Source organism: Microvirgula sp. AG722 (assembly GCF_003269145.1).
Lineage (GTDB): Bacteria > Pseudomonadota > Gammaproteobacteria > Burkholderiales > Aquaspirillaceae > Microvirgula > Microvirgula aerodenitrificans.
Genome location: NZ_QLTJ01000003.1, coordinates 338,090 through 350,251 on the forward strand (window position 1 = coordinate 338,090; position 12,162 = coordinate 350,251).

A 12,162-nucleotide genomic window follows, 5' to 3' on the forward strand; every position below is an offset into this window, starting at 1 on the left:
GGACACGGCGGACTGGCTCTGGCCGTCCTGACTCCGCGCACGACGGGCCGGAGCGGCGCCGCGGTCGGGTTCAAAGAGACCGGACAGATGAGAGCTGATGCGATGGATGTAGGCATGCGCCTGAAAATGGTGCGCGAGAAGTTCGGACTGTCCCAGCGCGAGCTGGCCAAGCGGGCCGGTGTCACCAACGGCACCATTTCGCTGATCGAGCAGAACCGGGTCAGCCCGTCGATCAGCTCGCTGCGGAAAGTCCTTGAAGGGTTGCCGATGACGCTGGGTGATTTTTTCACCTTCGACGCCGAGCCCCAGCACATGCAGGTGTTTTACCGGGCCGAAGAACTGCCGAATCTCGGCAACGAGCGGATCAGGCTGTCGCTGGTCGGTTCGGCCCACCCGAAGCGTGACATGGCCATCCTGTCCGAGCGCTACGAAGTCGGCGCCGACACCGGGCCGGACATGCTGCAACACGAAGGTCAGGAAGGCGGCATTGTCGTCAGCGGCGAGATCGAACTCACCGTGGCCGACGAGACGCGCATCCTCGGCGCCGGCGAGGCGTATTACTTCGACTCCCGCCAGCCGCATCGCTTCCGCAATGTCGGCAGCGAGGTCGCCGAGGTCATCAGCGCCAGTACCCCGCCGTCGTTCTGACCTGCACGCATTTTGGCCACGGCATGACGCGGTGGCCGGAAATCCCGGCAGGGACAACACAGGGGACATAAAACCATGGCAGACATGACGCTTAGTGACTGGCAGGCCCGCGCGGCCATCCTCAATATAGAGGGACGCGCCTTCATCGACGGGCAGTACACGCCGACGGCATCGGGCGAAACCTTCGCCTGCGTATCGCCGATCGACGGCCGCAAGCTGGCCGACATCTCGCTCGCCGGTGCCGACGACGTCGAACGCGCAGTCGCGGTTGCGCGCAAGGCATTCGACAGCGGCGTCTGGTCGCAGATGGCGCCGCGCGCGCGCAAGGACACGCTGAAGCGCTTTGCCGACCAGGTGCGCGCGCACGCCGACGAACTGGCGCTGCTCGAATCGCTCGATATGGGCAAACCGGTCGCCGACGCGGCGTCGGTCGACGTCAGCGGTGCGGCCTATGCGATCGAGTGGTACGGCGAGGCCATCGACAAGATCGGCGGCGAAGTCGCGCCGGTCGACCCGAAGCTGCTGGGTCTGGTCACCCGCGAAGCGATCGGCGTGGTCGCCGCCGTGGTGCCGTGGAATTTCCCGATCATGATGGCCAGCTGGAAGATCGCTCCGGCGCTGGCGGCCGGCAACAGCGTGATTCTGAAACCGAGCGAAAAATCGCCGCTGACCGCCATCCGGCTGGCCGCGCTGGCCCGCGACGCCGGCATTCCGGACGGCGTGTTCCAGGTGCTGCCCGGCGCCGGCGATACCGGCCGCCTGCTGGCCCTGCACATGGATATCGACTGCCTGGCCTTTACCGGCTCGACCGGGGTCGGCAAGCTGATCGCCGGCTATGCCGCCCAGTCGAACCTCAAGCGCGTCTGGCTGGAACTCGGCGGCAAGTCGGCCAATATCGTGCTCGATGACTGCCCCAACCTGCTGCGCGCGGCACGCTCTGCCGCCGGCGGCATCTTCTTCAACCAGGGCCAGGTGTGTTCGGCCGGCTCGCGCGTGCTGGTGCACAACAGGATCAAGGACCGCTTCGTCGAGGCGCTGGCCGAGGCCGCACGCGGCTGGCAACCGGGCAACCCGCTCGATCCGGAGACGACGATGGGCGCCATCGTCGACCGCATCCAGTTCGACAAGGTGCGCGGCTATATCGATGCCGGCCGGCGCGAATCGACGCTGCTGTTCGGCGGCAATGCGGCGGAACCGGTCAAGAACGGCCTGTATATCGAGCCGACCGCCTTCCTGACCGAGCCCGGTTCGGTGATCGAGCGCGAGGAAATCTTCGGCCCGGTGCTGTCCATCGTCGGTTTCGACGACGTCAACGACGCCGTCCGTCTGGCCAACGACAGCATCTACGGCCTGGCCGGTGCAATCTGGACCAGCAATCTCAGCACCGCCCACACCGTCTCCCGCGCACTGCGTGCCGGCACGGTCTGGGTCAACTGCTACGACGAGGGCGGTGACATGAACATGCCGTTCGGCGGCTTCAAGCAATCCGGCAACGGCCGCGACAAATCGCTGCATGCGCTGGAAAAATACACCGAACTGAAGAGTACGGTGATCAAACTGTAACGCGGGCAAACCCCGTCAGCAAAAAACCGCCAATATTGATTGGCGGTTTTTTTCAGTCCGTCTTTCCGTGCAGTTTCAGCAGTCAGGCAAATACCAGCACCACCGCTGCCGGCAGCCCCAAACAGCCCGGCACTCAGAACATCAGCTTCGCAATCAGCGGTGCCCCCAGCACGGTGACAAAACCGGCGATCATCATCACCAGGCAGGCGACCACGCCCTGGGCATCGCCCATCTCGCGCGCCTTGGCGGTGCCGGCGCCGTGGGCTGCCGCGCCGAAGATCGCGCCGTGGGCCAGCTTGCTGCGGATCACCGGCAGCAGGTGCAGCACCGTCTCGCCCATCGCCATGCCGGCCACGCCGGTAATGACCACGAACAGGGCGCTCAGATCGACCGGCCCGCCAATGCTGCGCGCCGCTTCCATCGCGAACGGGGTGGTGATCGAACGCACGGCCAGCCCCTTCTGCAGCATCAGCGGCAGGTCCAGCAGGCGGGCCAGCCAGACCGAGCTGACCACCGACATCGCCGAGCCGGCCAGCACGCCAACCGAGATCGACAGCCAGTGCTTGCGGATCATGTCGCGGTAATCGTAGATCGGCAGCGCAAAGGCGATCGTCGCCGGGCCGAGCAGCCACATCAGCCAGCGGGTATCGGCGATGTATTCGCTGTAGCTGATGCCGGCCAGCAGCACGATGGCCAGCAGCAGCATCGGCGTGGCCAGCAGCGGCATCAGCCAGATTTTGTGCTGCTTCACGTACATGCGCTTGTTGATGTAGTAGAACACCACCGTCAGCACGAAGCAGCCGGCTGCAATCAGGGTTTCAGTCATGGCGGCGGCCTCGCGGCATCTGCAGGGCGCCGGCCGGCGCCGGGCCGGCGGCAACGTGACGGTTGCTGCGGCGGCGCGACAGCTTCAGCTCGAAGCGGTACAGCCGGTCGACCACGAAGGCGGTCGTCACCATGACCATCAGCGTGCTGACGACGATGACCACCAGCACGCGCCAGCCGTCCACCACCACCACATCCGGATACTTGATCACCGCCAGCACGGCCGGGATGAAGAACAGCAGCATTTCGGCCAGCAGCCAGTTGGCGCCACGCCGGATCCAGTCCGCCCGGACGATGCCGGTAAACAGCAGGCCGACCATGACCATCATGCCGATCATGTTCGACGGCAGGCCGAGGTCGAAGCGGTGGCGGGCCAGATCGGCCAGCAGCCACAGCACCGAAATCCCGACCACCTGCAGGATGGTGACGAGTGCGCGCATGAACGGAAAGGACCGTTGCGCCTGCGTTTCCATGATGTTCATTCCTTGCCGGGTGCCCGCCGCGCGGAACAGCCCGGCCAGCCGGGGCACCTTGTTACTGCGCAGTATATGAACCCGCCTTCAATTAAAAAAATGAATTAAAATCATGCGAATCATTCCAATATGGAATACATGACATGGACATTCGTGCGCTGCGCTACTTCGTGGAGGTGGTCAGGCAACACAGCTTTACCCGGGCCGCCGAAGTGCTGCACGTGACCCAGCCCACGATCAGCAAGATGGTCAAAAGCCTGGAGGAAGAACTGGGCGGACCACTGCTGCTGCGCGAAGGCCGTCAGTTGCGGCTGACCGATGCCGGCCAGGTGGTGTTCGTCCGTGGTCAGGCGGTGTTGGCCGAAGTGGCGCGGCTGCAGCTGGAGCTGGACGAGGTCGCCGGGCTGGCGCGCGGCGAGCTGGATGTCGGTATTCCGCCGATGGCCGGCCGCTACTTTGCCCGCCTGATCGCCCGCTACCGCAAGCTGTATCCCGGCGTGACGCTGCGCCTGCGCGAGCAGGGCGGCAAGGCACTGGAGCAGGCGGTTCTCGCCGGCGAACTGGATCTTGGCGTCACCGTGCTGCCGCAGATGGCGCCGGAACTGCTGACGCTGTCGGTGACCCGCCATCCGCTGATGGTGACCTTTCCGGCCGAGCGCGCGCCGGCCAGTCGCGACGGGGTCCGGCTGGCGGATCTGCGCGACGAACCCCTGGTGCTGTACGAAGACGATTTCGTGCTGTACCGCGTCATTCTCGATGCCTGCGCCGCCGCCGGTTTCAGCCCGCAGATCGCCGGCCAGAGCCGGCACTGGGACTTTATCGGCGAACTGGTCGCGGCCGGCGCCGGCATTGCCATCCTGCCGGCGCCGATCGCCGCCCTGCTCGACCCGCTGCGCATCTGCTGCCGCGAGCTGGTCGACCCGCCGCTGCGCTGGGAGCTCGGCATGGTCTGGCATGACGGCTATCTGTCGCAGGCCGCCCGTGCCTGGCTGGCTCTGTGCCGGGAAGCGTTTCCGGAAGCTCAGCCCGCGACGTCGACGCCAAGCTGAGCAGCGGCGGCGAGGATGCCGTCCCACTCGCCGTCGGCAATCTCGATGCCGTCGACCAGCCGCTGCGCGCGGCGCTGCCGCTCCGGGTCGCCGGCCAGTTGCACCGGATCGGCCGGATCGGGGGACGGCGACGATTTGACGTAATCGACCAGCGCATCGTACTCGGCGGCAAACCACTGCATGTCGACCAGCCGTGCCGGGTCGATGACCAGTGTGGTCATGTTGTTGACGATGCCGCCATCGCGCGGATGCGCCGGCTGGGCCGAGCCGCCGCCGGACAGCAGGCCGGCCAGCAGCTCGGCCGCCATGATCAGGCCGCCGCCCTTGTGCCCGGCAATCGGCCGCAAGGCCCCCAGCGGCGGCTCGAACATCACGCGCGGCTCGCGGGTCGGGTGCCCCGCGGCATCGAGCAGGACGTCGTCGTCGAACTGGCGCCCGGCCAGGTAGGCCACGCGTGCCTTGCCGTAAGCGACCATGCTGGTGGCGAAATCAAGCACGAAGGCCGGATGCCGCTCACCGCCCGGAATGGCGATGCAGACCGGATTGGTGCCGAAGCGTGGCGACGAGCCGTTGAACGGCGCGACCAGCATCTGCGGGAAATCGATGACATTGACGAAGTGGATGGAAATCATGCCGGCAGCAACCGCCTGCTCGCCATAACTGCCGATGCGACCCAGATGATGGGTCGCCGACAGCGTCATCAGCACCAGGCCGGTCTGCTGTGCACGCGCGATGGCTGCGTCCATGGCCTCGCGCCCGGTGCGCTGACCAAAGCCGCGGTCGCCGGCAAACTGCAGGATGGCGCCGCCATCGTTCAGCAGGCGTGCCGGCGTATTCGGTTTCAGCGTGCCCTGGCGGGCACTGGCGATATAGAACGGCAGCATGCCGACGCCGTGGCTGTCGTGGCCGCGCAGGTTCGCCTCGATCAGATGGGTCGCCACCAGGTCGGCTTCGTCGGATGCGCAGCCTAGGGCGCGCAGGGTGGCCGGCGCCAGCCGGCGCAGACGGTCTACAGAAATTTTCATTAAGTGATATCCGGCAAACAACTTGCCCTGACTATAGCGCCGACCGGCTGCCGGGCTAAAGCCCGATGCGCGCCCGCCTCCGCTGTCAGCGCACCGGGCGCAGTGTCAGCCGCAGATCGTCACCGACCGGGCGCACGTCATGCCAGGCCAGACGAACCTTGTCTTCCAGCGATGCCAGCGGCGGCAGGTTGAATGCGCCGAGCGCCTGGTGGCCGATGATCGCCGGCGCGACATAACAGACCAGTTCGTCCAGCAGGCCTGCACGCAATACGGCGCCGGCCAGTCCCATGCCGGCCTCGACCAGCAGATTGTTGCAGCCCTGCAGGCCAAGGTCGGCAACGATGGCGGACAGATCGACCCGGCCGTTCGGGGCCGGCACCACCCTCACCAGATTGCCATGACCGATATACGGCGCATGGCGTGCGCCTTCGCTGACACAGGTATACAGCCGCACCCCGCCATTCAGATAAATGGCCCGCACCGGGCTGGTGGCCAGCCGGCTGTCGACCACGGCGCGCAGCGGACGCCGCAGCGGCTGTTCGCGCATCAGCGCAGCGGCCGGCGACATGCAGTCCGCCGGCGGCTGCAGCGGATCGATGCCGCGCACGGTCAGTTGCGGATCGTCGGCCATCACCGTGCCGCTGCCGGTCAGGATGGCGCAGCTTTCCGCCCGCAGGCGCATGACATCGCGACGCGCGGCGGGTCCGGTAATCCACTGGCTGCGACCGTCGTCGAGTGCCGTCTTGCCATCCAGGCTCATGCCCAGCTTGACGGTGACCCATGGCCGGCCGCGCGTCATCCGCGACATGAAGCCCCGGTTCAGCGCCAGCGCCTCGGCCTCCATCAGGCCGGACTCGGCCAGGATGCCGGCAGCACGCAATCGCGCCATGCCCTGCCCGGCCACCAGCGGATTGGGATCGGTGCTGGCGACCACCACCCGCGCCAGCCCGGCACCGACCAGCGCATCGGCGCACGGCGGAGTGCGACCATGGTGGCTGCACGGCTCCAGCGTCACATAGGCCGTGGCGCCGCGGGCGAGCTCTCCTGCCTGGGCCAGTGCATGCGGTTCGGCATGCGGCGTACCGGCGGCCACATGCCAGCCCTCGCCGACAATCCGGCCCCGGTTGACGATGACGCAACCGACGCGCGGATTCGGTGAGGTGGTACGCATGCCGAGCGCGGCAAGCTGCAGCGCCCGGGACATGTGGAGGTGATCTTCAGCAGTAAACATCGACAGTCCGTCACGGCAACGGGCGCTGTGCCCGCCCACCGGTTCAGTGTTGCTTGCGCGAAATTTCGCGAATGGCTTCGGAGAATTCCGATACATCCTGGAAGCTGCGGTAAACCGACGCGAAGCGGATATAGGCAACCTTGTCGAGCCTGGCCAGCTCGCTCATCACCATCTCGCCCAGCTCGCGGGCGCTGACTTCGCGCTCGCCCAGTGCCAGCAGTTTCTGCTTGATATGCTCGACCGACTCGTCGACCAGTTGCGTCGATACCGGCCGCTTGTGCAGTGCACGGTTGAAACCGATCCGCAGCTTGTCCTCGTCGAACTCGGCGCGGTGGCCGTCCTGCTTGACCACCTGCGGCATGCGCAGCTCCGCCGTCTCGAAGGTGGTGAAGCGCTTGTCGCAGCCGAGGCAGCGGCGACGGCGACGGATGCTGGAAGCGTCCTCGCTGACGCGCGAGTCGACCACCTGGGTATCCAGATGGCCGCAGAACGGGCATTTCATATTCGGGGACTCCAGATAGGCAAATAGCGACGGACTCGCGTCCGTCGCCTTGGGTACCGCCCGGCGCCGCCTGAACGGCAGCCGGATTGTTACTTGCCGTAGACCGGCAGGCGGGCGCAGAGCGCCTTGACCTTCTCGGCCACCGTGGCCAGATTGGCGTCGTCGGCCGGGCTGTCGAACACGTCGGCAATCAGGTTGGCCAGTTCACGCGAGTCGGCTTCGGTAAAGCCACGGGTGGTGATCGCCGGGGTACCGATGCGGATGCCCGAGGTCACGAACGGCTTTTCCGGATCGTTCGGGATCGCGTTCTTGTTGACGGTAATGTGGGCGCGGCCCAGTGCGGCTTCAGCGTCCTTGCCGGTGATCTGCTTGGCGCGCAGGTCGACCAGGAACACGTGGCTCTCGGTACGGCCGGACACGATGCGCAGACCGCGCGCGGTCAGCACTTCCGCCATCGCCTGGGCATTGACCTTGACCTGCTTGGCCCAGTCCTTGAACGCCGGGCTGGCCGCTTCCTTGAACGCCACGGCCTTGGCGGCGATGACGTGCATCAGCGGACCGCCCTGCAGGCACGGGAAGATGGCCGAGTTCAGGCCCTTCTCGAATTCGGCCTTGGCCAGGATCACGCCGCCGCGCGGACCGCGCAGGGTCTTGTGCGTGGTAGTGGTGACGAAGTGGGCGTGCGGAACCGGGTTCGGGTATTCACCCGCGGCGATCAGACCGGCATAGTGGGCCATGTCGACAAACAGGTAGGCGCCGACTTCATCGGCGATCTTGCGCATGCGCGCCCAGTCGATTTCCAGCGCGTAGGCCGAGGCGCCGGCCACGATCATCTTCGGCTTGTGTTCACGTGCCAGGCGTTCGACCTGTTCGTAATCGAGTTCTTCCTTGTCGTTCAGACCGTACTGCACCACGTTGTACAGCTTGCCGGAGATGTTGACCGACGCGCCGTGGGTCAGGTGACCGCCATGGGCGAGGCTCATGCCGAGGATGGTGTCGCCCGGCTTCAGCACCGAGACGTACACGGCCTGGTTGGCCTGCGAGCCGGAATGCGGCTGCACGTTCGCGTATTCGGCACCGAACAGCGCCTTCAGGCGATCGATGGCGAGCTGTTCGACCTGGTCGACATATTCACAGCCGCCGTAGTAGCGCTTGCCCGGGTAACCTTCGGCGTATTTGTTGGTCAGCACGGAGCCCTGGGCTTCCATGACGGCGGGGCTGACATAGTTTTCCGAAGCGATCAGTTCGACGTGGTCTTCCTGACGGCGAGACTCGGCATCCATCGCGGCGGCGAGTTCGGGATCGAAGACATGAATGGTTTGGTCGGCTGCGAACATCGTATTTTCCAAGTGAACAAGGGGCACAACTGGTGTGAATTCTAACCCATGGACCGCGACACCGACACGGCACAGCCGTATCGGTTTGCGACCGGTACAGTCGGGTTCAGTGGAGATTTTCCGGCGGCGTCAGCGTGATCGCGTCGTTGCAGGTCAGAAAAACCGGCACCTCGTCGATGCGGTCCGGCTGGATCGTCCCGACCACCCGCACGTCCTCGACCTGACACTCGGCCATCAGCGCACGGAAGTTTTCCTCGATCCGCTCGACCGCATCCAGCGGCGCAAGCGGCCAGACGAAGGCAGCCCAGTTCTTGTCGTCGCCGGGACTGGACACGGTAAAGCGCAGCTCGCCATTCTCGTGCGCAGCCGCCACGCCGGCGATCCCGGCATTGCCGGCGCGCAGCTTGCGGATGATATTGGACGCCCACATCTGCATATTGACGTCCAGCCGCAGCGCAGCGCCCTGACGCAGCGCTTCCGGCACCACGTTCGGCACGGCCGGAATCGGGAACAGCGTCACGCCCGGGGTCTTCATCTGTTCGTTGAGCTGCTGCATGAACGGCATCCCCCACTCGCCCATCGAACCGCCCAGACGGATGGCGGGTGCCTCACCGGGGTTCTGCATCGCCACGCCGAGCAGATAACGGACGAATACGCCTTCCTCATGCACCGGCACTTCACTGCCGGCCAGGTCCAGCGGCACACCGCGCGCGGCATCAGTCAGGAAGCTGCCGAAGCGGAACCATTGCGAGAACGCGACACTGGCGAGCGTGTCGGCATGCAGCAGACGACCGGACAGCGACACTTCGGCATCGGCACGCACCACGCCGTGCTGTCTGAGGATGGCGAGCAGCGGCGCCGCGTCGACCTGCGCCGGCAGCGTGGTGGCCGTCTTGCTGCCGGCGGCCAGCACCACCGGCACGGCAAACACGACCGCATGGCGCGCCGTCGACGGCGACGCCAGCGTATCGACCAGGCTGTGCCACAGCGTGCGGAATGCCGTCTGGTCAGGCGCCAGTTGCAGGGCGACCGACAGCGACTGGTTGTCGTCGAACTCCAGCTTTTCCGCCGTCAGTCGACGCAGTTCACCGCGCTTGCGCTCGGCCTCCGCGCCATCCGGCTCGGTCAGCAGCGACATGACGGCACGAATCAGTTCGTTCTTGGGGGCGACGCGCGGCATCAGGCGCGGATCAGGCAGCATCATGAAAACGGGTTCCTCGGTTTTTCCAGCAGGCGATCGTGCATTGTCTCACAAGCCGCGGCGGGCTTTGGCAAGGGCGCAACGCCAGCCGGCGGTGAGCATGTTCATTACCGAATATTGAACCACGTAATGATGGTGGCAAGAAAGGATGACCAGACTGTCCGCCGGACACGCCCCCGGTGGTTCCAGTGGCGGCGAGGCCCGCTGGCGCGCCATGTCCGATGACGAACCCATGCGAAGTTCAGAAATCACGACACCGGATTACAAATCTTCACTTTTGAACGTTTCGCGGTTGACAACGAACAAACCGACCCCCATAATTCGCAGCAATTGAGACGCAGCAATTGCTTCTTGATAGTTTCTCCTCTATTTCTCCTTTGTAGAATTCGGCGCGACCGCAAGGTTCGCGCCATTTTTTTTGCCCGCACAACCCCGATCCGGCAAAATTCTTGATAATCAATGCATTGTAGAGAATATGCTCTAGTGGATTTCTGGCCACACCGGAAAAATCCGCAGCTAGCCGCCGCCCGGACAGGCAGCCATGCACCGCCCGCGGACGGCCATCCGCCCGGTTTTCAGTGATTTGCGAAACCGAACCTTCATCCGCGCGTCACCATCATTGTCATGAAACGAACATCCGGAACCGGGAATCAGTCGCGCAGCCAGCCGTCGATCTGCTGCCAGACCTGCAGCTTGGCGGCATAGGCCCGGGTATTGGCCGGGCTGGACGATGGCAGTTCCAGGCAGTGCAATGCCATGCCCTGCAACTGAACCGCGGCCCGCGCCGCCGTCTTGCCGTTGAAAGCAACCAGCCGCAGCGCCGGCAATGACGCCAGAAAATCGACCAGATCGTTCTGCCGCGCATCACGAATCGCCACGTCCAGACTGCCGCGCCGTCTGGCCTCGGCCACCACGTCCCAGAGCCCGATCCGCTGCGCCAGCAGCGCCTGCAGGCGCGCCGGGTAATCGAGACTGACCAGATCGTGCCCGAGCACATCGCCAAGCAGGCGCCAGAACTGGTTGTGCGGATACGCGTAATACTGACCGGCGGCCAGCGAGGCCTCGCCCGGCAGGGAGCCCAGCACCAGCACCCGCGTATCGGCGGCGACCACCGGCGGGAAACAGCGTTTCAGCGCCGGCGCCTCAGGTGTGGAGGGATGGGCCGGCATCCGTTCAGACCGGCAGATCCAGCCCGCCCTGACGGGCCGCCAGCACGCGTTTGACCGGACCAAAGCTCTGCCGGTGCACCGGCAGCACCCCCAGGCGTTCGATGGCCGCCACGTGTGCGGCGGTCGGGTAGCCCTTGTGCTGGGCAAAGCCATAACCAGGATACTGCCCGTCCATGGCAATGCAGACTGCATCGCGCGCCGTCTTGGCCAGGATGGAAGCCGCGGAAATGGCCGCAACCTTGCTGTCTCCCTTGACGATGGCGCGGGACGGCACATCCAGTTCGAAGCCCGGCAACCGATTGCCGTCCACTTCGATTTCGTCCGGCAGCACCGTCAGGCCCGCCACCGCACGGCGCATCGCCAGCATGGTCGCCTGCAGGATATTGAGCCGGTCGATTTCCTCCACCGTCGCCTCGGCAATGCACCAGGCCAGCGCATTGGCCTTGATCAGCGGCGCCAGCGCCTCGCGCCTCGCCTCGCTGAGCGTCTTGGAGTCGGCCAGACCGGCAACCGGCCGCGCCGGATCGAGAATCACCGCGGCGGCGAACACGCTGCCCGACAATGGCCCGCGGCCCGCCTCGTCGACCCCGCACAGTTTGATCCATTCACTCATCCGACGACTTTCCTTTTCCGGCCCGATACAAGAGCGCCAGTTTACCGGAAGCCCGTCCTCCCTGCCCCCGGCCGGCCTTGCGGACCCCATTCGTCAGCCCCGGCTGGAATCTTCAGGGGTCGCTTTGTAAACATAGAAACATGTCACGGCTATCCATGGCCAGCGACCCAACGCGCACCCTGTGACAGGTTTCCCCATCGTGCAAAATGAACGTTTCACGCCTGCTGTCACCTTCAGCAGCCCGACCCTGCCCACCATCCACGACGCCCTTCCCGGCCCCGGTGACGGCAGCGGGCCCACCCTCTCCGCCGGCCTGGTCTCGTTCGACATCCCGCTGTCTCTCCCCGTCGCCCGCGAATCCACCCCCGCCCTGACCCTCGGCTACAGCGCCGGCGCCGGCAACGGCCCCTGCGGCACCGGCTGGCGGCTCGCCCTGCCGACCATCCAGCGTCGCACCCGCCTCGGCGTCCCGCAGTACAACGACGACGACGTGTTTGTCGGCCCCGATGGCGAACCGCTGGTTCCC

The 12,162-nt window shown here is 65.6% G+C and carries 13 protein-coding genes; 4 read left to right on the top strand and 9 right to left on the bottom strand.

The features are described 5' to 3' along the window. Positions 1 to 102 precede the first annotated feature (102 nt). Both DFO50_RS07680 and DFO50_RS07685 read left to right on the top strand, forming a co-directional pair. Complete coding sequence (locus DFO50_RS07680; protein WP_028498442.1) at positions 103 to 648, top strand: cupin domain-containing protein; 546 nt, start codon at positions 103 to 105, stop codon at positions 646 to 648. A 75-nt stretch (positions 649 to 723) separates the two neighbouring features. Next, entirely contained in the window at positions 724 to 2,211 is a 1,488-nt protein-coding gene (locus DFO50_RS07685) for an aldehyde dehydrogenase (protein WP_107888635.1), read from the top strand. A 133-nt stretch (positions 2,212 to 2,344) separates the two neighbouring features. Here the strand turns inward: DFO50_RS07685 and DFO50_RS07690 are convergent, their stop codons facing one another. After that, positions 2,345 to 3,037 carry an LrgB family protein gene (locus tag DFO50_RS07690; RefSeq protein WP_028498444.1) on the bottom strand — a complete coding sequence of 231 codons (693 nt, stop codon included), beginning with the start codon at positions 3,035 to 3,037 and terminating at the stop codon, positions 2,345 to 2,347. After that, on the bottom strand, positions 3,030 to 3,509 hold the full coding sequence (locus tag DFO50_RS07695; protein ID WP_233495210.1) for a CidA/LrgA family protein: 480 nt from the start codon (positions 3,507 to 3,509) through the stop codon (positions 3,030 to 3,032). Before DFO50_RS07695 ends, DFO50_RS07690 begins: the two co-directional genes overlap by 8 nt. Before the next feature lie 143 nt (positions 3,510 to 3,652). Between DFO50_RS07695 and DFO50_RS07700 the strand changes: the two genes are divergently transcribed. Beyond that, positions 3,653 to 4,558 carry a LysR family transcriptional regulator gene (locus DFO50_RS07700; RefSeq protein ID WP_028498445.1) on the top strand — a complete coding sequence of 302 codons (906 nt, stop codon included), beginning with the start codon at positions 3,653 to 3,655 and terminating at the stop codon, positions 4,556 to 4,558. On the opposite strand, the gene DFO50_RS07705 is transcribed toward DFO50_RS07700, so the two are convergent. The 7 genes from DFO50_RS07705 to rnhB form a co-directional block, all read right to left on the bottom strand. Next, positions 4,531 to 5,583: a malate/lactate/ureidoglycolate dehydrogenase gene (locus DFO50_RS07705; RefSeq protein ID WP_112692284.1), complete on the bottom strand. Its 1,053-nt coding sequence runs from the start codon at positions 5,581 to 5,583 to the stop codon at positions 4,531 to 4,533. The genes DFO50_RS07700 and DFO50_RS07705 overlap by 28 nt on opposite strands. Before the next feature lie 85 nt (positions 5,584 to 5,668). After that, positions 5,669 to 6,787, bottom strand: coding sequence for a bifunctional diaminohydroxyphosphoribosylaminopyrimidine deaminase/5-amino-6-(5-phosphoribosylamino)uracil reductase RibD (ribD, locus tag DFO50_RS07710; protein WP_233495211.1), 1,119 nt, complete (start codon positions 6,785 to 6,787; stop codon positions 5,669 to 5,671). Between the two features lie 70 nt (positions 6,788 to 6,857). Beyond that, positions 6,858 to 7,316 (bottom strand): transcriptional regulator NrdR, encoded by a 459-nt coding sequence (nrdR, locus tag DFO50_RS07715; RefSeq protein WP_028498448.1) that lies wholly within the window; start codon positions 7,314 to 7,316, stop codon positions 6,858 to 6,860. Between the two features lie 89 nt (positions 7,317 to 7,405). Further along, entirely contained in the window at positions 7,406 to 8,653 is a 1,248-nt protein-coding gene (gene glyA, locus DFO50_RS07720) for a serine hydroxymethyltransferase (RefSeq protein ID WP_028498449.1), read from the bottom strand. Between the two features lie 106 nt (positions 8,654 to 8,759). After that, positions 8,760 to 9,857: a hypothetical protein gene (locus tag DFO50_RS07725; RefSeq protein WP_051528703.1), complete on the bottom strand. Its 1,098-nt coding sequence runs from the start codon at positions 9,855 to 9,857 to the stop codon at positions 8,760 to 8,762. Between the two features lie 647 nt (positions 9,858 to 10,504). Beyond that, positions 10,505 to 11,023, bottom strand: coding sequence for a DNA-deoxyinosine glycosylase (locus tag DFO50_RS07730; RefSeq protein ID WP_051528704.1), 519 nt, complete (start codon positions 11,021 to 11,023; stop codon positions 10,505 to 10,507). A 4-nt stretch (positions 11,024 to 11,027) separates the two neighbouring features. Further along, positions 11,028 to 11,636, bottom strand: a complete 609-nt coding sequence (rnhB, locus tag DFO50_RS07735) for a ribonuclease HII (RefSeq protein WP_112692285.1) — start codon at positions 11,634 to 11,636, stop codon at positions 11,028 to 11,030. A 199-nt stretch (positions 11,637 to 11,835) separates the two neighbouring features. On the opposite strand from rnhB, the gene DFO50_RS19785 reads away from it, so the two are divergent. Beyond that, on the top strand, positions 11,836 to 12,162 hold a 327-nt coding region (locus DFO50_RS19785; protein ID WP_304598476.1), incomplete at its 3' end, for a SpvB/TcaC N-terminal domain-containing protein.